Genomic DNA, 20,913 nt, shown 5'->3' on the forward strand with positions numbered 1-20,913 from the left:
CACTAGTTTGTAAAGCATAATAGTTAAAATAAAAAAACAGAACTAGCATAAACTAGTCCTGTCTATTTTTACCCAATCACACTTCCGTTTGGTACAGCTGGATCAACTGTGAGAAGGGTTAATTTTCCATCATGTTCAGCTGATAGGATCATACCTTGGCTGACATATTTCTTCATCATTTTACGAGGTTTGAGGTTAGCAACAATTTGAACTTTCTTGCCGACCAATTCTTGTTCGTTTGGATAGTATTTGGCAATTCCTGAGAGGATTTGACGATCTTCACCATCACCAGCATCCAAGCGGAATTGAAGCAACTTATCTGAACCTTCTACTTTAGAAACTTCTTTGACTTCTGCGACACGGATTTCGACTTTGTCAAAGTCTTCAAACTTGATTTCTTCCTTGTTTAGTTTGAGTTCAACTTCGTCTGGGTTCCACTCTTTTTCGACTGCTAGTTTATTGCCTTCCATTTGTTCCTTGATATAGGCGATTTCTTCTTCCATATCCAGACGTGGGAAGATTGGTGTTCCTTTGGCAACTACAGTCACAACAGCAGGGAAATCAGCCAAACTCAAGTTTTCAAGACTAGAAACTTCTGCTAAGCCAAGTTGAGTCAAGACTGCACGACTTGTTTCCATCATAAATGGCTCAATCAAGTGTGCTACGACGCGAAGGCTGGCTGCCAAGTGGCTCATGACACTTGCTAATTGGTCACGAAGTGCTTCATCCTTAGCCAAGACCCATGGTGCGGTCTCATCGATGTATTTATTGGTACGAGAGATCAGGGTCCAGACTGCTTCAAGTGCACGTGGATAGTCAACTGCATCCATATGTGTATGGTAGTCAGCAATTGATTCAGCAGCTACTTGAGCAAGAGCATGGTCAAACTCTGTTACACCTTCTTCATAGGCAGGAATTTGTCCATCAAAGTACTTGTTAATCATAGAAACCGTACGGTTGAGGAGATTTCCAAGGTCATTGGCCAATTCATAGTTGATACGGCCGACATAGTCTTCAGGAGTGAAAGTTCCATCTGAACCAACTGGAAGGCTACGCATGAGGTAGTAACGAAGTGGATCTAGTCCATAACGCTCTACCAACATTTCAGGGTAAACCACATTCCCTTTAGACTTAGACATTTTGCCATCTTTCATGACGAACCAACCGTGGGCAATCAAACGTTCTGGCAATTTGATATCCAACATCATAAGAAGGATTGGCCAGTATATTGAGTGGAATCGAAGGATATCTTTTCCTACCATGTGGAAGACTGTTCCATTCCAGAACTTGTCAAAGTTACCATGTTCGTCTTGACCGTAGCCAAGAGCTGTCGCATAGTTAAGAAGAGCATCAATCCAAACATAGACAACGTGTTTAGGATTTGATGGTACTGGCACGCCCCATGTAAAGGTTGTACGAGAAACAGCCAAATCCTCTAAACCTGGCTCGATAAAGTTGCGAAGCATTTCATTCAGACGACCATCTGGAGTGATAAATTCAGGATGAGCTTTGAAAAATTCGACCAAGCGGTCTTGGTATTTGCTGAGACGAAGGAAGTATGACTCTTCAGATACCCATTCAACCTCGTGACCTGATGGAGCAATACCACCAGTTACATTTCCAGCTTCATCACGGAATACTTCTGCGAGCTGGCTTTCTGTAAAGAATTCCTCATCTGATACTGAGTACCAACCAGAGTATTCACCCAAATAGATATCATCTTGAGCAAGCAAGCGCTCAAAGACCTGTGCGACAACTTTTTCATGGTAGTCATCCGTTGTACGGATAAATTTATCGTATGAGATATCGAGTAATTGCCAGAGTTCTTTAACTCCAACTGCCATCCCATCAACATAAGCTTGAGGTGTGATGCCAGCTTCTTCAGCTTTCTGCTGGATTTTCTGACCATGCTCATCAAGACCTGTCAGATAAAAGACATCGTAGCCCATCAAGCGTTTGTAACGCGCTAGGACATCACAAGCGATGGTTGTGTAGGCAGAACCGATATGAAGTTTACCAGATGGATAGTAAATCGGTGTTGTAATATAAAAATTCTTTTCAGACATAATTTTTCCTTTCCAGGCAAATGAAACCTGTTTTTCTAACACTTCATTATATCACATTTTTAAGGATTTTCGATAGAGAAATCCATACAAAAACAAGATAGACAAGTGTCCATCTTGTTGATCTTACTCATATCGAAGGGCTTCAATTGGATCAAGTTTAGATGCCTTGTTGGCTGGCAAGACTCCAAAAATCATACCAACGCTAGCCGAAACTGCAAGACTAAATAGGGCAACCGGGATTGACACTCCTACTTCTATACCCGCAATCAATCCTTGCAAGAGTATGCCCGCTATAGCGGTTAAGCCTGTCGCAATGGTTAAACCAATGACTCCGCCTAACAAGGTCAAAATCATGGATTCAATCAAAAATTGGATTAAAATATTAGCACGTGTCGCACCCAAAGCCTTACGGAGACCAATCTCACGAGTACGCTCTGTCACCGAAACCAGCATGATGTTCATAACACCAGTCCCTCCAACAAAGAGAGAAATTCCTGCGATGGCACTAATAACCGTCGTCATAAATCCAAAAAGTTGTTGTACTTCTTGGAAGGCTGCAGTCGCATCTGCCACCTGATACTCCCCTTGCTGAATACCAGCAATTTCGGTCAATTTTCTAGCTAATTCTGGTCCCACAGTTGGTGTCAAACTGGTATCATTAACACGGAAGACAATATCAGAAATCTCATCCATATTGAAATTATTTGCAAGAGAGATATTAGTCGTAATCGGAAGTCCACCAATACCAAAAGTCTTGGCAGTCTTGGCCTCATCGCTGGTATAAACACCAATGACACGATAGCTAAAGCCACCAACATCTATAACCTGGTTAACAGCTTCTTGAGCAGATCCAAACAGACTATTAGCAAGTTCTTGGTCTAGTAAAATGACACTGGCCACATCTTTATAATCCTGAGCTATGAGACTTCGGCCTGCAACAATTTCATTTTCAACCGCCTTCATGTAGGTAATATTCCCACCCGTCAAGCTAGCGCGCTCCACTTTTTTATCTTTATAGGATAGGGTGGTATTTGTTGAGTTGGTTACATAGTAACTGTCCACACCCTTAAGTTTTGCTGCCTCCTTGACCCAAGCTTCTTGCGGTTTTGGTGGTTCAACAGGAACATCCTCTTCTTTACCAGACACTGTCAAAGCTGATTGCTTTTGTGTAAAAGAACCATCTTTACTTTTGATAGGCGAGAAAAAGACATGGATATTCTTCTGTGACTTGGTCATGTTTTTATTAACTTGACGAGACATGGAATCACCTAGAGCCATAATTACAACAACTGATGAAACACCGATGATGATTCCAATCATTGTGAGAAAAGAGCGCATCTTATGTGCCATGATAGATGAAAAGGCAAATTTCAGATTCTGCATCTTAGTTTTCCTCCTTTTCTAACTGCGCACTGTCAGACGAAATAACTCCATCTCGAATGACGATCTGGCGTTTGGCATAAGCAGCGATTTCAGGCTCATGTGTTACCATAATAATTGTTTTTCCTTCATTATTCAGTTCAACTAATAATTGCATGATTTGGTTACCTGTTTTGGTATCCAAGGCTCCTGTCGGTTCGTCCGCTAGGATGATAGAAGGATTGTTTACCAAGGCACGCGCAATAGCCACACGTTGCTTTTGACCTCCAGATAATTCTGAAGGCAAATGGTGACTACGTTCGGTCAATTCAACCTTATCTAAATATTCCTCGGCTAACTTGCGACGTTTTGAAGCCGAAACTCCTGCGTAAATCAAGGGCAATTCTACATTTTGTAAAGCATTGAGTTTAGATAGAAGAAAGAACTGCTGAAAGACAAATCCGATTTGTTGGTTACGAACCTTGGCTAGTTGTTTTTCACCCAGTCCAGCCACTTCTTGGCCTTCAAGATAATACTCTCCACTGGTTGGTGTATCCAACATGCCAATCGTATTCATCAGAGTGGACTTACCAGAACCAGATGGTCCCATGATGGCAACAAATTCACCCTCATTCACTTCTAGGTTGATATTTTTGAGAACCTGCAGTTCTTGGTCACCATTCCGGTAACTTCTGCAGATATTTTTTAAACTAATTAGTTGCTTCATCAGCCTTCACCTCTTTTCCTTCCTCTAGAGAAGACGTTGGGTTACTGATGACCTTGACTCCATTTGTCAGACCTGAAGTGATTTCTTGGTTGTCTGCATCAGCATTTCCCAAACCAACTTCCACTTTCTTGGCCTTTTTCTGCTCGTCAAGTACCCAGACATAGTTCTTATCATTTTCAGTCACAACACTTGTTAGAGGAACCAAAATGGCTTTACTCTTATTCTTGACCTCAACACTTACTGAGAATCCTTGTTTCAAGTCACCGATTTCACTTGTAACATCGATGGTATATGGATATTTAGAACCAGAGTTACCACCTGCTGCTGCAGCTGCACTTGTTGCTTCGCCATTGTTTTTAGGGTAGTCAGAAATATAGCTAAGCTTACCAGTCCAGCTCTTATCTTGGTAAACTTTAGAAGTAAAGGTTACTTCTTGACCTACAGATAAGTTGGCAAGGTTATATTCAGATAGTTCACCCTTAACTTGCAAGTTTTCATTGCTAACGACATGAACTACCACCTGGCTAGCTCCAGTTGGAGATTTAGAAACATTACGGTTGACTTCGACCACAGTTCCTTCTAGAGTGCTGAGAACCGTCATTGCATCCAACTGACTTTGAGCCTTACTTAATTGTGCTGCTGCATCTGCACGAGCATCACGAGCATCACCTAGTTGTGCATCAATAGATGAAACTGAATTTCCTGAGACTGGAGCTGGAGTTTGGGCTGCAGCTCCTTCGCCTCCTGCTGGTACTGGTAACTGTGGAGCCGGAGCTGAAGCGGCTTCATTTCGTGCTTGATTGAGTTCGTTGATATGACGATCTGCCTTAGCTACTGCTCGACTAGCTGAATCATAGGCTGCCTGGGCTTCTGAACTACTGTACTTGACTAAAGCCTGCCCTTCGCTGACCTTATCACCCACAGAAACAAGGATTTCATCTAAATCTCCCTTACTAGCATCAAAATAAACATATTGTTCATTTTTTGCTGTTACTGTCCCTGACAATAAAACAGAGGATGCCACGCTTCCTTCCTTGGCAACAACAAGATGAGTAGGTTCATCTTTTACAGCGGTTTGAGATGGTTGTCTAAAGAGTAAAATCCCTCCAGCACCCAATACAACTACACTTGCAGCACCGATTGCTGCATACAATTGCCACTTTTTAGCTTTACCATTCTTTTTCATAATGAAACTCCTTTTTGATTTAAAGTTCTTAACAATATTATACAAAAATTATCAATTTGAAACAATAACATTTCATAACGAAATAATGACATTTCAGGATTTAATTATTGTTCGGAATTTATTTTACAATCATTGTACTAGTTATATAATACACTTTATTTTTCTTTTTTGCAAGCCTTTTCTTTAATTTTTTTGAACGTAGCAGATTTTTGCAATCAGATAAAAAAAAAGATAGAATATGACTATCAAAAAATGACACTCTATTATTTAAAAGAGTACAAAGGAGTTTTCAATGAGAGAATACGATATCATTGCTATTGGTGGAGGTAGCGGAGGAATTGCTACCATGAACCGTGCTGGTGAACATGGGGCCAAAGCGGCCGTTATTGAGGAAAAGAAATTAGGTGGAACCTGTGTCAATGTCGGCTGTGTTCCTAAGAAAATCATGTGGTACGGGGCGCAAATCGCTGAAACTTTCCATCAATTTGGAGAAGACTACGGCTTTAAGACTACTGATCTTAACTTTGACTTTGCAACCCTACGTCGCAATCGTGAAGCTTACATCGATCGCGCTCGTTCTTCTTATGATGGCAGTTTTAAACGCAACGGTGTAGACTTGATTGAAGGCCATGCTGAATTTGTAGATTCTCATACTGTTAGCGTAAATGGTGAACTGATTCGTGCTAAACATATCGTGATTGCTACTGGTGCCCATCCAAGTATTCCAGACGTTCCTGGTGCTGAACTAGGTGGCTCTTCTGATGATGTATTTGCCTGGGAAGAACTTCCAGAGTCAGTTGCTATTCTAGGCGCGGGTTATATTGCCGTTGAATTGGCTGGCGTTCTCCACACTTTTGGTGTCAAGACAGACCTCTTTGTTCGCCGCAATCGTCCTTTACGTGGTTTTGATTCTTACATCGTTGAAGGTTTGGTAAATGAAATGGAAAGAACAAACTTGCCACTTCATACTCACAAAGTCCCTATCAAGTTAGAAAAAACTGCTGAAGGAATTACCATTCATTTCGAAGATGGTACTAGTCACACAGCTAGCCAAGTTATCTGGGCTACAGGTCGCCGTCCAAACGTTAAGGGCTTGCAACTTGAAAAAGCTGGAGTGACTTTAAACGAACGTGGCTTTATCCAAGTGGATGAATACCAAAATACTGTTGTTGAGGGAATCTACGCTCTAGGTGATGTAACGGGCGAAAAAGAACTAACTCCAGTTGCAATCAAGGCTGGGCGTACCCTATCTGAACGTCTCTTTAACGGAAAAACAACTGCAAAAATGGACTACTCAACTATTCCAACTGTTGTCTTTTCACACCCTGCTATCGGAACGGTTGGTTTGACAGAAGAACAAGCCATTAAAGAATACGGTCAAGACCAAATCAAGGTTTACAAATCAAGCTTTACGTCTATGTACTCTGCTTGCACTTGCAACCGTCAAGAAACTCGTTTCAAATTGATCACAGCTGGTTCAGAAGAAAAAGTTGTCGGACTTCATGGAATTGGCTATGGTGTTGATGAAATGATTCAAGGATTTGCTGTTGCTATCAAAATGGGAGCAACCAAGGCAGACTTTGATGCAACCGTAGCGATTCACCCAACTGCATCTGAAGAATTTGTAACTATGCGTTAATCGAAATAAAAGAAGCTGATACAAATGTGTCTGCTTCTTTTTTAATGTCTTCGAATCAACAAAACAATTATCCAACTTAATCAGTAAGCAAAATCGGCCGTTACAGCTTTTGTTACCTTGTTTTTAAAAATCGGTTGACAATGATTCCTCTACGAGTATAATTGTTACTATACATCAGAAAAGAGGTTAACTATTATGAAAAAAGCTCACGTTTATGCTATCCCTGCTATTGGGGCTGCTCTCATTGCTGTTTTGGCACAAATCAGTCTTCCAATTGGACCTGTGCCCTTCACTCTGCAGAACTTTGCAATCGGCTTGATTGCTACTGTCTTTAGACCGAGAGAGGCTGTACTTTCTGTTGGACTCTATCTTCTTCTAGGTGCTATCGGTCTTCCTGTCTTTGCAGGAGGTGGAGCTGGATTTCATGCTTTGGTTGGTCCTACTGCAGGTTATCTTTGGTTTTATCTTGTATACTCTGGACTTACTTCTTCCATAACTAACAGCAAGAGTGGAGTTGTCAAGATTTTTCTTGCAAACCTCTTGGGTGATGCCCTTGTCTTTGTCGGTGGAATCATTGGCTTGCATTTCCTAGCTGGAATGCCATTTGAAAAAGCTCTTGTTGTGGGGGTATTTCCCTTTATCATACCAGATTTTGGTAAAATTATTGCTATTAGTATTATTAGCCGTCCACTACTTCAACGCCTTAAAAATCAGTCTTACTTTACTAACTAAAAAAGGATAGCGAGTTGTCATAACTCAATATCCTTTTCTTTCATTTTGAAAACTTATACTTAATGAAAATCAAAGAGCAAACTAGGAAGCTAGCCACAGGCTATACTTGAGTACGGCAAGGCGAAGCTGACTCGGTTTGAAGAGATTTTCGAAGAGTATTAGTTTCCTTTAAAAGCATCCACCATGGTTTGAAATTCTTCATTAGAGAGAGTAATTCCTTTGCCCATTTTAGTATGATCTGGGCTCCAAGCACGAATATCAAACTTTGCAGGGGCACCATTAAAGCTCACACGGTTGATTTCCTTGGTCCAACCTTTTTCGTTTTCAGAAAGAGTCAACAAGTGCTCTTCGATTTCAAATGTAAATTCTGCCATTTTCTTCTCCTTTTTTAGCTTTTATCTGATTATTCGTAAAATCTTGTAGATTTTAGGAAAATTTTATATAATATTGATATAAAAGAAGGGAGGCCAATATGAGACATAAATTCCAGCAAGTTCTAGATAAAATACATGACTTTTTAAATGGACATGAAGAACCTGACCAGACTGAAACCAACTCCCTTACAGCCACTATTGAAGAGGCTATCCAGAAACAAACCGCTGTTCACCTTATCTTATCTGAGACAAGTTTTACAGGTGATATCATCAAATACGATCACCAACGCCAACAAATTATCGTGAAAAATTTCGCCAAAAATGTGACCCGTATTATCCGCATAAGCGATATTCAACGCCTACGATTTGTCCCTTCAACTGTCCAAACAGCCCAAAAAAATAGATTTAAGAAAGAGTGAGATGTAGTTGCTTCATCCCACTCTTTTTTCTTAGCGAACTTGTTCAAAATGTAAATGAACGGCGATGTGATCTCCATAACCACTTCTTTCCAAGTCACGTTGTAGACGATAGGAAATGTAGTGTTCTGCGATAGTAATGTAACCTGCTCCCAGTAAACGATGTTCAACCAAAGACTGAATCATGCTGATGGTAGCACGTTCCACCTTGGCTTCTTCCAAATCCAAAACCACTTTCTTAGTGACTTGTGCAAGGTTTTGACGCAAATCATCTGTCAATACATAGACAGTCTGAGCTGCCTTTAAGATAGCTTGGTAAATCTTATCTGGATTAAATTCAGCAATTTCTCCATCACGTTTGATTACTTGCATAGGTTTCTCCTTTATTCTTTGTTTTCTTTGATTTCTGCCAGCATTTTTTCTTCTTCTGCTGTCAGTTGATAATGTTCAAGCAAATCCGGTCTGCGCTCGTAGGTTTTCTTTAAACTCTCATACAGGCGCCACTGACGAATCTTTTCATGGTGCCCGCTCATCAGTACATCTGGCACAACCATGCCTCTATAATCATAGGGACGTGTGTACTGAGGGTATTCAAGAAGGCCAGAAGAAAAACTATCATCTTGGTGGCTAGACTCCTTGCCAATCACTTCTGGAATCAGGCGTACCGTCGCATCAATCATGGTCATGGCTGCCAATTCACCACCAGTGAGGACATAGTCGCCCAGGGAAATCTCATCTGTCACCAAGGTCTTAATACGCTCATCATAACCCTCATAGTGCCCACAGATAAAGATTAGCTCTTCCTCTTGAGCTAAATCCTCAGCATAAGTCTGATCAAACTGCTTGCCAGCTGGGTCTAGGAGAATGACGCGCGGATTTTTCTTTTCAATAGCATCAAAGGCATCGAAAATAGGTTGCGCTCGGAGCAACATGCCCTGACCGCCTCCGTAGGGCTCATCATCGACATGACGAGCCTTTTCAGCATTTTCTCGGAAGTTATGATACTGGATATCCAAGAGCCCTTTTTCTCGAGCCTTTCCAACGATTGAGTGCTCCAGTGGAGAAAACATCTCTGGAAAAAGGGTTAAAATATCAATCTTCATCGTCTAACCCTTCTAAGATTTCCACATCGACCCGTTTATTTGGAATATCAACATTGAGAACCACTGGTGGGATATAAGGCAAGAGCAAGTCACGTTTACTTTTTCGCTTGACCACCCAGACATCGTTAGCACCTGGTTGTAGGATTTCCTTGATGGTTCCAATCAAGTTATCACCCTCATAGACTTCCAAACCGATAATCTCGTGATAATAAAATTCACCATCGTCTAGGTCATTCAAATCTTCCTCAGCGACCTTGAGACTGTATCCCTTGTACTTTTCAATAGCATTGATATGGTACATATCTTTTAATTTAATAATGTCAAAGTTCTTCTGTTTACGGTGGCTAGCGATAGTCACTGTTTGGACAAACTGATCTTTTTCATCAAACAAGGCTAGCTCAGCCCCTTTTTTAAACCGTTCTTCTGTAAAATCCGTCACAGACAAGACTCGCATCTCACCCTGCAAGCCCTGCGTATTGACGATTTTCCCAACATTAAAGTAGTTCATCTTGTCTCCTGTACTCTCCTTCTTTCCATCTTATTCTGACAATTCTCGAATAATAGTCGCAATTTTTTCTGATTCTGACCATTGTAAATAATGGTGATTCCCTCCTAAAATGAGTTTAGTATTGGAAGTCCAATATTCTGATTCTCTGTACTCTTTTTCTCTATAAGCCTGACAAAAAATAAATACAGGGGCATAAGCTTCTATCGATAAATTCTCAAAATCTTCCTCAGTAATCTCTCCAGATATCTGAAATTCTGAATCTTGATTTTCCAACTCTGAGCTTTTTTCTTGCATTAATTCCCAGACTTCTTTATTAATTTCAGGGCTAAATGTCTCTTGAGTTAAGCTCTTAAAATAAAGTTCAGGACCACACTCGTCAATCAGCCTCATCTGATCTTCCATTTCTGGATAAGGATTTTCTGAAAAATCAGCAAACATGACTTTTTTAGTTGTCGGTTCAATTGCTACTAAAGCCTGACACTTAATTGGTTTATTGAGCAACTTGCAAGCTAAGATTCCACTCAAACTATGTGCACAAAGTATATATTCAGAAATCGCCAATTCTTCAAGTACTTTATAAACCGCATCTGCAAGATTATCTAGATTTTTTCCAGCTTGATCATGAACCGGACTCCTACCTGTGTTCGGAAAATCAATTGTCAAATAACCAATTGTAGGAGGAAGTTTTTCAAGTATAAGTGAAAAATTTTCATAACTCGGTAGCAAACCTGCACCACTTAAACAAACTAGCATTTTCTTTTGCTTTTGATAAGTAACAGAGAGACTACCAATTTCTGTAGATACTTCAATCCTCTTCATAAAGAAATCCACTCATTCTATATAATGAATTATTAAAAATCCTTATCCTTTATTTTATCACGTTCCAAGGATTTTCACAAGTTGGATAGATCCTATCTTACGGGCCTACTACATCTTCAAAAAATTCACCAATAAGCTGATTAAACTCTTCAGGATGGTCATTCATCGGTTGGTGTTTGCTGTCTGAAATCGTTACTTGACGCGCATTGGGATTTAGAGCAATGATATCATCATAGATTTTCTTTAGGTGTTTGGGAAAATCGTTTTCACCTCTTACTAATAGCATGGGAGGATTTCCATGATAACCTTCTATCTCATGGACAGCCAAAAAACCTGTGATTCCAAGATTCAAAAAAACATCTCGCCCAGTTTCTATAATGGCCGTCTTGACTAATTCTCTTGTGATAGGATTATCTGTACACATTTTTGAGTTCTTATCTGCAATCATCTTCCAAGGAACCGTTTTATACATAAGAGAACTATATTTTATGCGATTTCTCTCTTTATCTGATAGGTAACGATGCTGTCCCCAACTATCTACCATGACCAAGGCTAGAACTCGATTTGGATGACGATAGGTGTATTCTTGAAGTGGATTTCCTCCCCAAGAATGTCCGACCAATATCACCTTATCCAACTGGAAATAGGACAAAATAGCATCTACATCTTGAACAGCGCCTTCCAGGTCAGGTAGGCCAACTTTCATAGGTGATTCCCCCTGTCCTCTAACATTGACAAAGTAGAGGTCAAATCCTTCAAAAGCATCATACTGGTAGGCCCACATCTGACTACGGCCGCAAGCTCCATGATAAAAAATAATGTGTCCTTTACTTGAGCTTCCAGGGCGATGATAAACAGTCAAGTCACAATCTAAGACTGGTATAATGTGACGTACCAAAATCTCAGGTTTTCTGTTATAAAAAGCAATAGCTTCAGCTATATCATTTTGTTTCATTTCTACACTCTCTCCTCTCTATCCTAGTATCATTCTTTTTATCTATTTTATCATGCTATATTAAAATCATCATTTTCTAAACTTGATTACATTAAAAATTTTGAATTTTCTGTATCATTTAGATTAAGAAAAAGACTGCTAAGCAATCTTTACTTTTTTCTCATCAGATTCATGCCTAAAATTCCAGCAATAATCATAGTGGCTCCGATCACATGGTAACTATAAATTGGTTCATGGAGGATAAGGGCTCCGGCTAGAATGGTTAAAACTGTTCCAAGATTACCAAAGACACTGACGGTTGATGCTCCAAGTCGAACAATAGCATAGATAGTGAGACTACCAGTAACGATAGAGGCTAAAATTCCCAAATAGAGAATGGAAAGCAGATAGGGCAGCTGTCCAAACGGCGCAAAGTAGGCTAATATGTTCCCCTCTAGATAGTGCGAGGTCAGACTCAGCGTATTAAAGGTGACGAAGCCAACAAATATCACAACAGCTGTCATATCCATGGCCCGATAGCGACCTCCTTTAGCCTTGCTGAGGATATTGTTTATTGCATTGGAGAGAACAGATCCCAACATCAAGAGAAAGCCAAAGCTAGCAGTCTCAGTACCAAAGTTATCTCCTTTACTAAGGAAGATGAAAACTACTCCTGCTACGGATAAAAATAAAAAGAACTTTTGAAGCAAGCTTGTCTTTTCCTTGAGAAAGGCCGATGCTAAAAGGAGCGTAAAAATCGGTACAAGAGCCTGTAAAATTCCAGCTTCAGAAGACGATATATACTGTAAAGCAAAGGATTGAAAAATAAAAAAGAGAAGAGGATAGAAAAGACTCATAGGAAGAATAGAAAGAATATCTTTTCTACTTAAACTCACTTTAATAAGTTTGGTTTGATGAAGAACGACCATTACTAAAGCTGCGATTGTATAGCGATGCGCTAAGTTTGTGAGAGGACTGGCATAGCCTAAAGCAATCTTAGTAAATAAAAAAGAAAAACCAATGATGGCTGAAAAGGATAAGGCAGCTAGGTATGCTTTTGTTTTCTCGTTCATAGACTGTTACTCCTTTTAAAAATAGCTATTCTCAAGATTGATTGACTAGAATTTTTGAGACTGTCTTTCCATTTTACCATAGTAAAATCCTAGATGCTATTTCTAGGATTAGTATTTTATGCCTTCTTTCACCGTTTATCTTTTTCATTGCCTAAAAAGGATTCGGCAAGTCTGATCTGCTTTTCTCGTTCTTATCTCACAAGTTCTAGCTTGTCTACCTCTTGGAAATTCCTTACTTTGATAATATAAACTGCCAGTTTCATTGTTTTCTATTTACTAGCTAGACCAATATAGGTGAAATCTTCTTTATAAGAAAAAAATTATTTCTTATTCTCTTAGAAATTCTCTAAAAAACCTTCCAAATCTCGTTCATATTGGTACTTAATGGCTGCTGTTTTATCTTTCTCAAAGATAGTCTTGGTAAGATTAATACGGTTGATAGCCGCGCTTGCGACGGTGTAGTGAATGACATCAGCCAGTTCTTTTGCTAGTTCCTCGTTAGAATCCTGAACGCCCTCTTTTCGACCAGAACGACCATTAAAAACCTCAGCTACTTCTCCGACTTCCTCCACTAACTTCATAAAGAGACCTTCCTCAGTCCGAGACTGCTAGTAATGTTCCAGTAAGTAGTCTTGTAATTGTCTAAACGTTAAATCCTTCATATCCTGCTCCTTGCAAAAAAAGCGAGACATTCGTCCCGCCCTTCTTATTTTTCGTCAATAACGATTCTTACTTTTTTGTCTTCAGTTGGGACAGAGTAGACAATCGTTCTTATCGCAGAAATAGTGCGACCCTTACGACCGATTACACGACCCACATCACTTTGATCAAGATCTAAATGATATTCCAAAAACTCTGGTGTATCTTCAATCTTGATAGTTAAGGCATCTGGTTGTGAAATCAAGGGTTTCACAATCGCAATAATGAGATTTTCAATCGTATCCATCTGTCAACCTACTTTAAACTTATTTTGAGAATTTAGAATCGTGGAATTTTTTCAATACGCCTTCTTTTGAAAGGATGTTACGTACTGTATCTGAAGGTTGAGCTCCATCAGCCAACCATGCAAGAACGCGGTCTTCTTTCAAAGTTACTTGGTTTTCAGCAACAAGTGGGTTGTAAGTTCCAACTGTTTCGATGAAACGTCCGTCACGTGGTGAACGTGAATCTGCTACGTTGATACGGTAGAAAGGTTTTTTCTTAGAACCCATACGAGTCAAACGGATTTTAACTGCCATTTTTAAAGTCTCTTTTCTTATTTTTTATTTCGGTGAAATAGCTGAGCTATTTAGCACATGTTCTATTATATCAGATTTCTGACAGGTGTCAAGAAAAAAACTTGACAGACTATTAAATTTTTAAACCATTTAGAAATTTGTTGTAATTTTAAAGAAACAACAGAAAGAGAATGTCATGAATACTATTATAGAAACATTTTATAAAGACCATCAACTCAAACCCTTCATATCGCCTGAACGTGATTTGGATACTTGGCTCCTAAATCCTAAGCCAGTTCCCAAACGAAATATGGACTTATTGGCAGATGATTTGCTGGCAGGTGATATCATTCTACTATGGAGAATACAGTTTGGAACTTTTACCACCGAAACATGATTTTAAAAACTCCCATTCGAATATGATTCAAAATTCGCTTAAAATCAATGTTTTCCCACTTTTTCAGAAAACAAATTTTCATCTAATTTAAATAACTTTCAATTAAATGGTATGAATTTTGCTTAAAATCATCAAAAAACACCCCATGGTGTGAACCATAATACTCTTTGAAAATCAAATTCAAACCACGTCAACGTCGTCTTGCCGTAGGTATGCTTACTTACTTCGTCAGTCTTATCTACAACCTCAAAGCAGTTCTTTGAACAACCTGCGGCTAGCTGTACGAGCTTTCTTAAGATCTGGTTTGGAAAGTATAGATTTCAATTAGACTAAAAACAGCGAAATATCAAGGATTTTTAAGAACGATATCTACTAATTAATTTATAAAATATGAATTAATAGATTCTAAATCGGGGAATAGTTTAGGTCTGTAAAAGATTAAATAATTTCTATTTTAGCTGTTATAAACGTTGGTACATCAATGTTTTTAGAATGCTACATAATAAAAGGTAGAGTGAATGGTAGAGTAGTTATTGCGTTAGTTCAGCAATCTTATCGATATAAAGATTAACAGATTCTAACTTTCTTTGCGGTGCTAACTCGGCGTATGTGTCCATTGTTGTTGAAATTGATTTATATTTTTTGATTTTTTAATGACCTTTTTGCCATTATGGATAATTTTTTCAGTTTCATCAGAAATCAAAAATTTTTTTCTTTGAATATTGAAATTTGCGAATGTCTTGGAAAGTCTAAGACAGCTAGATTGTATAGAAATTAAGTCATCATCCGACAAAGAATTCATTCTTTTATTTACAGTTTCTAAATCTCTAAATATAATAGAGCTGAAGCAGTGGTAAAACAGATTTTCAACAAACTTGGCAATATCTCTAAAAATAATTTCTTTATAGTCCAAGTCGGTTTGAGTATTCAAATAAAGCAATATTGAAGCGGTAACTTGTCGCTTTTTCTTTTCAACTTGGCTAACTTGACCTGCATTACCTAGGTAGCTTTGCTTTAAATTATATTTTTCTCTTAAAGATTTGATACGAGTATGTATTTCTTGTGAGTAATTTTCATCAAAAAATTTCATAGAGTAGCTCCCTAGAATCATGGAAAAGTAGTAAAAATAGTTGTTATCCTAGTTGATTAAAAAAATCCCTGATTTCCTCATCTTTTATAAAATAATATATAATTTTCCCCTCTCTTCTAGTGCCCAAGATGTTTTGATTGGCTAGTTTACGAAGATGGTGGGAGGCAGATGCCATACTGAGATTTAGTAAACAGGCTATATCACAGACACAGAGTTCTTCAACAGCAAGAAGATAGAAGATGATATTTATCTGCTTATTATCGGTAAATTTTGTTAAAATGCGAAGTGATTTTTGGACTTTTTCCTTTTCAAGATAGTTCGTTGCGGTTGTAATATTTTGCTGATTTATAACATTCACTTGGCAGATACTATCTTTTTTCATAATATTTTCTCCTAGCCTAATATAGTCCACAGTATGTCAAAACTGTTATTTTCAATCAGGATATATATCCCCAATCCTAAATAGACAACGGCAATAAACCATCTGCTATATTTTTCCAAAATTTCTCCAACAGAAGGGACTTGTGCTAATTTTTGGGCAGAAAAAACCAAGAGATAAATCATGACTAGAAAAGTAAGTAAAGTCACTATCAAATTCGCTAAATTTAAGGTAATAAAATATGGGACAAAGACACCAATATTGTCAGCGCCACAACTTGCAAAAGTAATCATAGCGACTAGAAAAATCAGGTTTTTATTGTCTTTTCGCAAACCATCTTTTGCAATAGCTTCTCCATCAGAATCTCCTAAAAGCAAAACTTTGAGGCCTAGGAAAATTGGAATCAAACCGAGTAAACCTAAAATCTCTTTACTAGGAATATAATTTAAGACAAATGCAAAAAGCAAACTTAGCAATATTAGACTAACAGAGCCTAGAAATTGTCCTAAATAGATGTTAATGATGTCTTTTCTGCTTTTTCTTTTGGCAAAAAATAACATTAGGATAATAAGTAAGTCTACGGCTGTCCCAGAATACAGGATTATTGAAGTAACAACATTTTGAATCATAAAACACCTCATTCAAATATATTTTTGAATGTATTCTAACATTAAACTTTGTAGATGTCAACTTAAAATCCACCAAAATATAGATAAGAAGTTAGTGTACCAAATATTAAAAAGCCCTGCCATCGAAATGACAGCAGGGCTTAACTTCAATATCCAGATGATATATTTATCTAAAAAGGGTTGAGTAAAAGGTAGAGTTTTTATTGATTTGTAGTGCGATATAATGAGTTTCCAAAAATCAAAAATCGCTTAAAATCAGTATTTTGACATCTATTGACGTGTACTGAAATCCTTACTTAACCTCTGTAAAAATTAACTTCTACACCTATAACGCTTATTCTGACAAACTTTATAACAGTCTAAGAAAAAAAGTAGAGATTCATACAGTATCTAGATTTTCCAAAAAATTTTTATCATAAAATATTATTAACGAAACTATCCAAACCAAATCCGATGCATTGCTTCAAAGAATTCTTTAGTTGTTTGACTATCGAGGGCTTTTATTAAAAAAATTTTTCAAATAATTGCCACCTTGGCACATAAATTCTTGCTTTCTAAATTTGAATGTGATATATTTATAACATAAAATTTAAGTGTTATATATTTATAACACAAAAAAGGAGTCTATCATGAAAAAAAGTCAAAAAATGCGTGGCCTCATTGCAATGATTGCCGTAGCTCTCTTTATTGATTTTATTGTTTTATTTGGTTCTAATCTTAGTTGGGGACCCAAGTTAGTTATTACTGGTATTTCAGTGTCAGGTCAAATTGTAGCTATTTGTAGCTGGCTACATACGAAACCACGGCCTCATAAAATTCAGAAAGATAAGGGAAAGACTATTTTTGACTTGTCTGCTAAGCTTTACACGATACTTGTGTTGGCAGCAAGCATTTTTTATACAGTAGGGATTTGGGTTGCGACCCCAAGCGAAAGTTCTGGTATTAGAGAATGGATTTTGGGGATTGGCCTCGTTATTGAAGTGATTGTATTTGGCTTTTTCTGTTTTAAAAATGTCAAGGAAACTCCGGACGAACGCTTTTATACTAATTTAGCCAAGGCAGCTAGCTTGATGTTTGTTTTTATACTAGGCGCACTGATGATTCTAGCAGTTAGCATTGGATATATAGGGTCTCTCACGCTTTACATGGGCCAGATCTTTATTAGCATAGCTGCCTTGATTTTCATCTTTGCGGTTGTCTATTTTATCTTGGAACGGAGAGGATAAGCATGGTCAAAGAAAGCAAGATTATTACTAATCTCAAATCTGTTCGTGAGTCCACAGGCATGACCCAGCAGGAGTTAGCCGACCTCATCGGCATGCGACGCGAGACAATTCTGCACTTGGAAAATAACCGTTACAACCCTTCGCTGGAAATGGCTCTTAAAATTGCTCAAGTTTTTAATCTGAAAGTAGAAGACCTCTTTGAACTCAGACAGAACGAGGAAGCATAATTCTTTTCGAGACCTAGTATTAAGTTCATTGATTAATTAGGAATTGAAGCCAAAAGAAAAAATCCTTTGAAAATGTGCTCTTTTAAAATATAGTAATTCTTTCGAATTAACGTTTACTAATTGTAATGCTTTACGAGCTTTCTTAAGATCTGGTTTCCTAAATACTTCGAGTACACTTATGGTATTGATACCTCTAAACAAGCGACTTTCAGGTTGGCTTCCTCTTAAACTGTCTTGTCACTAACATTTGAAATCCACTTCCTTTTAGGGTACAATGGTAGAAATGATTTTTGAAAGGATTCCCATGAAAAAAATAGTAACACTTCTATTAATCTCAACTTTTGCCCTTGCTGGATGTAGCAGTATCCAACGTAGTTTGCGTGGTGATGACTATGTAGATTCTAGCTTGGCCGCTGAGGAAAGCTCCAAAGCAGCAGCCCAATCTGCCAAGGAGTTAAACGATGCTTTAACAAACGAAAACGCCAATTTCCCACAACTATCTAAAGAAGTTGCTGAAGACGAGGCTGAAGTGATTCTCTACACAAGCCAAGGAGATATCCGTATCAAACTCTTCCCTAAACTCGCTCCTCTAGCGGTTGAAAACTTCCTCACTCATGCCAAAGAAGGCTACTATAACGGCATTACCTTCCACCGTGTCATCGATGGCTTTATGGTCCAAACCGGAGATCCAAAAGGGGACGGTACAGGTGGTCAGTCCATCTGGCATGACAAGGATAAGACCAAAGACAAGGGAACTGGTTTCAAAAACGAGATTACTCCTTATCTCTATAACATCCGTGGTGCTCTTGCTATGGCTAATACTGGTCAACCAAACACCAATGGTAGCCAGTTCTTCATCAACCAAAACTCTACAGATACCTCTGCTAAACTCCCTACAAGCAAGTATCCAAAGAAAATCATCGAGGCCTACAAAGAAGGTGGAAACCCTAGTCTAGATGGTAAACACCCAGTCTTTGGTCAAGTGATTGACGGTATGGATGTTGTGGATAAGATTGCTAAAGCAGAAAAAGATGAAAAAGACAAGCCAACTACTGCTATCACAATCGACAGCATCGAAGTGGTGAAAGACTACGATTTTAAACTTAATGAAAATCAAAGAGCAAACTAGGAAACTAGCCGCAGGCTGTACTTGAGTACGGCAAGGCGACGTTGACGCGGTTTGAATTTGATTTTCGAAGAGTATTAAATCTTAAAAACCTAAAAAATACAGTACCCACATTCGGTACTGTATTTCTTTTACTCTCATTCTTAAGTTAAATTATTAAAATCCCAGATTTGGTCCATCCAGCCTTCATAGAAGTCTGGCTCGTGGCAGACCATTAGAATAGATCCCTTGTATTCTTTGAGAGCACGTTTGAGTTCATCCTTGGCATCCACATCCAAGTGGTTGGTAGGCTCGTCCAGCACTAAAACATTGTTTTCACGATTCATCAAGAGACAGAAACGAACCTTGGCTTGTTCCCCACCTGACAAGACCTGAATTTGGCTTTCAATATGCTTGGTTGTCAAACCACAACGAGCAAGGGCTGCACGGACTTCAGCTTGGTTGAGAGCTGGAAAGGCATTCCAGACAGCTTCAAGTGGTGTTTGACGATTGCCACCTTCTACTTCTTGTTCAAAGTAACCGAGTTCTAGGTAGTCACCGCGTTCAACTTCCCCAGCAATAGGTGGGATAATGCCCAAGAGACTCTTCAAGAGAGTTGTTTTCCCGATACCATTTGCCCCGATAATAGCAACCTTTTGATTGCGTTCAAAGGTAAGGTTTAAGGGCTTTGTAAGTGGACGGTCATAACCAATCTGCAAATCCTTGGCTTGGAAAATAAAGCGCCCGGGTGTACGAGCTGATTTGAAATCAAAGGATGGTTTTGGTTTCTCACTTTGCAGCTCGATAATATCCATCTTATCCAATTTCTTCTGACGAGACATGGCCATGTTTCGTGTTGCAACACGCGCTTTGTTTCGAGCCACGAAGTCCTTGAGATCCGCAATTTCTTTTTGCTGACGTTCGTAAGCTGCCTCTAGCTGAGATTTCTTCATAGCATAGACTTCTTGGAACTGGTAGTAGTCACCAGAATAACGCGTCAGCTGTTGATTTTCCACATGATAGACGATATTGATAACATCATTAAGGAATGGAATATCGTGTGAAATAAGGACAAAGGCATTCTCATAGTTTTGGAGATAGCGCTTAAGCCAGTCAATATGCTCAGCATCCAAGTAGTTGGTCGGCTCATCCAAAAGCAAGATATCAGGCTTTTCAAGGAGAAGTTTTGCCAAAAGCACCTTGGTTCTTTGCCCACCTGATAAAGAGGTTACATCTGTATCCATGCCAAAGTCCATAACACCAAGGGCACGCGCTACTTCGTCAATCTTAGCATCCAAGGTATAGAAATCACGACTCTCCAGACGGTCTTGGAGTTCACCAACTTCTTCCATGAGAGCATCAACATCCGCACCGTCTTCAGCCATTTCCATATAGAGGTCATTGATACGAGCTTCAGCTTTGAAAAGCTCATCAAAGGCCGTACGGAGAACATCGCGCACCGACTGGCCTTCAGCAAGGACTGAGTGCTGATCCAAGTAACCAGCAGTCACATATTTAGACCACTCAACCTTCCCTTCATCTGGCAGCATTTTGCCAGTCACAATGCTCATAAAGGTTGATTTTCCTTCACCATTGGCACCGACCAGACCGATATGTTCTCCCTTGAGGAGACGGAAGGATACATCTTCAAAAATTGCACGGTCGCCAAAACCGTGACTCAGATTTTTAACTTCTAAAATACTCATT

General features: G+C 38.8%; 24 protein-coding genes and 2 pseudogenes. 8 read left to right on the top strand and 18 right to left on the bottom strand.

What is annotated here, in order from left to right:
• Window positions 1-68: 68 nt before the first annotated feature.
• From metG to ACORHU_RS06255, 4 genes are all read right to left on the bottom strand, one after another.
• On the bottom strand, window positions 69-2,066 hold the full coding sequence (metG, locus tag ACORHU_RS06240) for a methionine--tRNA ligase (protein WP_434363937.1): 1,998 nt from the start codon (window positions 2,064-2,066) through the stop codon (window positions 69-71).
• Between the two features lie 123 nt (window positions 2,067-2,189).
• Window positions 2,190-3,449, bottom strand: coding sequence for an ABC transporter permease (locus ACORHU_RS06245; RefSeq protein WP_001180404.1), 1,260 nt, complete (start codon window positions 3,447-3,449; stop codon window positions 2,190-2,192).
• Between the two features lies 1 nt (window position 3,450).
• Window positions 3,451-4,152, bottom strand: coding sequence for an ABC transporter ATP-binding protein (locus tag ACORHU_RS06250; RefSeq protein ID WP_000811472.1), 702 nt, complete (start codon window positions 4,150-4,152; stop codon window positions 3,451-3,453).
• Entirely contained in the window at window positions 4,136-5,341 is a 1,206-nt protein-coding gene (locus ACORHU_RS06255; protein ID WP_434365161.1) for an efflux RND transporter periplasmic adaptor subunit, read from the bottom strand. The genes ACORHU_RS06250 and ACORHU_RS06255 overlap by 17 nt, the downstream gene beginning before the upstream one ends.
• Before the next feature lie 289 nt (window positions 5,342-5,630).
• Between ACORHU_RS06255 and gor the strand changes: the two genes are divergently transcribed.
• Both gor and ACORHU_RS06265 read left to right on the top strand, forming a co-directional pair.
• Window positions 5,631-6,977: a glutathione-disulfide reductase gene (gene gor / locus ACORHU_RS06260; RefSeq protein ID WP_434363940.1), complete on the top strand. Its 1,347-nt coding sequence runs from the start codon at window positions 5,631-5,633 to the stop codon at window positions 6,975-6,977.
• A 195-nt stretch (window positions 6,978-7,172) separates the two neighbouring features.
• Window positions 7,173-7,709: a biotin transporter BioY gene (locus tag ACORHU_RS06265; RefSeq protein ID WP_000709039.1), complete on the top strand. Its 537-nt coding sequence runs from the start codon at window positions 7,173-7,175 to the stop codon at window positions 7,707-7,709.
• A 158-nt stretch (window positions 7,710-7,867) separates the two neighbouring features.
• Here the strand turns inward: ACORHU_RS06265 and ACORHU_RS06270 are convergent, their stop codons facing one another.
• Window positions 7,868-8,083: a YdbC family protein gene (locus tag ACORHU_RS06270; RefSeq protein WP_000807422.1), complete on the bottom strand. Its 216-nt coding sequence runs from the start codon at window positions 8,081-8,083 to the stop codon at window positions 7,868-7,870.
• A 98-nt stretch (window positions 8,084-8,181) separates the two neighbouring features.
• Here ACORHU_RS06270 and ACORHU_RS06275 point away from each other — a divergent pair, with 98 nt between their 5' ends.
• On the top strand, window positions 8,182-8,502 hold the full coding sequence (locus ACORHU_RS06275; protein ID WP_001216103.1) for a hypothetical protein: 321 nt from the start codon (window positions 8,182-8,184) through the stop codon (window positions 8,500-8,502).
• 30 nt (window positions 8,503-8,532) lie between these two features.
• Here the strand turns inward: ACORHU_RS06275 and ACORHU_RS06280 are convergent, their stop codons facing one another.
• From ACORHU_RS06280 to rpsP, 9 genes and pseudogenes are all read right to left on the bottom strand, one after another.
• Window positions 8,533-8,871 (bottom strand): ATP cone domain-containing protein, encoded by a 339-nt coding sequence (locus ACORHU_RS06280; protein ID WP_001196039.1) that lies wholly within the window; start codon window positions 8,869-8,871, stop codon window positions 8,533-8,535.
• 11 nt (window positions 8,872-8,882) lie between these two features.
• Complete coding sequence (gene trmD, locus ACORHU_RS06285) at window positions 8,883-9,602, bottom strand: tRNA (guanosine(37)-N1)-methyltransferase TrmD (protein WP_000686919.1); 720 nt, start codon at window positions 9,600-9,602, stop codon at window positions 8,883-8,885.
• Window positions 9,592-10,110: a ribosome maturation factor RimM gene (rimM, locus tag ACORHU_RS06290; RefSeq protein WP_434363946.1), complete on the bottom strand. Its 519-nt coding sequence runs from the start codon at window positions 10,108-10,110 to the stop codon at window positions 9,592-9,594. Before rimM ends, trmD begins: the two co-directional genes overlap by 11 nt.
• Window positions 10,111-10,140: 30 nt before the next feature.
• On the bottom strand, window positions 10,141-10,929 hold the full coding sequence (locus ACORHU_RS06295; RefSeq protein ID WP_000821029.1) for an alpha/beta fold hydrolase: 789 nt from the start codon (window positions 10,927-10,929) through the stop codon (window positions 10,141-10,143).
• Window positions 10,930-11,026: 97 nt separating this feature from the next.
• Window positions 11,027-11,884, bottom strand: coding sequence for an alpha/beta fold hydrolase (locus ACORHU_RS06300; protein ID WP_000812219.1), 858 nt, complete (start codon window positions 11,882-11,884; stop codon window positions 11,027-11,029).
• Between the two features lie 149 nt (window positions 11,885-12,033).
• Entirely contained in the window at window positions 12,034-12,936 is a 903-nt protein-coding gene (locus ACORHU_RS06305; protein ID WP_153196283.1) for a DMT family transporter, read from the bottom strand.
• Between the two features lie 335 nt (window positions 12,937-13,271).
• Window positions 13,272-13,598 (bottom strand): annotated as a pseudogene (locus ACORHU_RS06310) (MazG nucleotide pyrophosphohydrolase domain-containing protein).
• Window positions 13,599-13,642: 44 nt separating this feature from the next.
• Complete coding sequence (gene kphA / locus ACORHU_RS06315) at window positions 13,643-13,882, bottom strand: RNA-binding protein KphA (RefSeq protein ID WP_000379617.1); 240 nt, start codon at window positions 13,880-13,882, stop codon at window positions 13,643-13,645.
• A 19-nt stretch (window positions 13,883-13,901) separates the two neighbouring features.
• A complete protein-coding gene (gene rpsP, locus ACORHU_RS06320) occupies window positions 13,902-14,174 on the bottom strand; it encodes a 30S ribosomal protein S16 (protein ID WP_000268760.1) in 273 nt (90 codons plus the stop codon).
• Window positions 14,175-14,349: 175 nt separating this feature from the next.
• Here rpsP and ACORHU_RS06325 point away from each other — a divergent pair, with 175 nt between their 5' ends.
• The gene (locus ACORHU_RS06325) at window positions 14,350-14,550 is read left to right on the top strand and encodes a hypothetical protein (protein ID WP_153196282.1); all 201 of its coding nucleotides are present in this window, start codon (window positions 14,350-14,352) and stop codon (window positions 14,548-14,550) included.
• A gap of 682 nt (window positions 14,551-15,232) precedes the next feature.
• On the opposite strand, the pseudogene ACORHU_RS06330 reads toward ACORHU_RS06325, so the two are convergent.
• From ACORHU_RS06330 to ACORHU_RS06340, 3 genes and pseudogenes are all read right to left on the bottom strand, one after another.
• Window positions 15,233-15,640 (bottom strand): annotated as a pseudogene (locus ACORHU_RS06330) (helix-turn-helix domain-containing protein); the annotation flags it as partial.
• A gap of 43 nt (window positions 15,641-15,683) precedes the next feature.
• On the bottom strand, window positions 15,684-16,022 hold the full coding sequence (gene cadX / locus ACORHU_RS06335; protein WP_153196279.1) for a Cd(II)/Zn(II)-sensing metalloregulatory transcriptional regulator CadX: 339 nt from the start codon (window positions 16,020-16,022) through the stop codon (window positions 15,684-15,686).
• An 11-nt stretch (window positions 16,023-16,033) separates the two neighbouring features.
• A complete protein-coding gene (locus ACORHU_RS06340; protein WP_000615746.1) occupies window positions 16,034-16,648 on the bottom strand; it encodes a CadD family cadmium resistance transporter in 615 nt (204 codons plus the stop codon).
• 28 nt (window positions 16,649-16,676) lie between these two features.
• On the opposite strand from ACORHU_RS06340, the gene ACORHU_RS06345 reads away from it, so the two are divergent.
• The 4 genes from ACORHU_RS06345 (at window position 16,677) to ACORHU_RS06360 (ending at window position 19,230) form a co-directional block, all read left to right on the top strand.
• Complete coding sequence (locus tag ACORHU_RS06345; RefSeq protein ID WP_079114811.1) at window positions 16,677-16,832, top strand: FanG protein; 156 nt, start codon at window positions 16,677-16,679, stop codon at window positions 16,830-16,832.
• Window positions 16,833-17,277: 445 nt separating this feature from the next.
• Window positions 17,278-17,874 carry a DUF3796 domain-containing protein gene (locus ACORHU_RS06350; RefSeq protein WP_153196277.1) on the top strand — a complete coding sequence of 199 codons (597 nt, stop codon included), beginning with the start codon at window positions 17,278-17,280 and terminating at the stop codon, window positions 17,872-17,874.
• Window positions 17,875-17,876: 2 nt separating this feature from the next.
• Window positions 17,877-18,101: a helix-turn-helix transcriptional regulator gene (locus ACORHU_RS06355; RefSeq protein ID WP_153196275.1), complete on the top strand. Its 225-nt coding sequence runs from the start codon at window positions 17,877-17,879 to the stop codon at window positions 18,099-18,101.
• A gap of 304 nt (window positions 18,102-18,405) precedes the next feature.
• On the top strand, window positions 18,406-19,230 hold the full coding sequence (locus tag ACORHU_RS06360; protein ID WP_414339162.1) for a peptidylprolyl isomerase: 825 nt from the start codon (window positions 18,406-18,408) through the stop codon (window positions 19,228-19,230).
• Window positions 19,231-19,370: 140 nt separating this feature from the next.
• On the opposite strand, the gene ACORHU_RS06365 is transcribed toward ACORHU_RS06360, so the two are convergent.
• The gene (locus ACORHU_RS06365; protein ID WP_000025380.1) at window positions 19,371-20,912 is read right to left on the bottom strand and encodes an ABC-F family ATP-binding cassette domain-containing protein; all 1,542 of its coding nucleotides are present in this window, start codon (window positions 20,910-20,912) and stop codon (window positions 19,371-19,373) included.
• Window position 20,913: the final 1 nt, after the last annotated feature.

Origin of the sequence: Streptococcus sp. KHUD_015, from assembly GCF_051106265.1 — a bacterium.
GTDB lineage: Bacteria > Bacillota > Bacilli > Lactobacillales > Streptococcaceae > Streptococcus.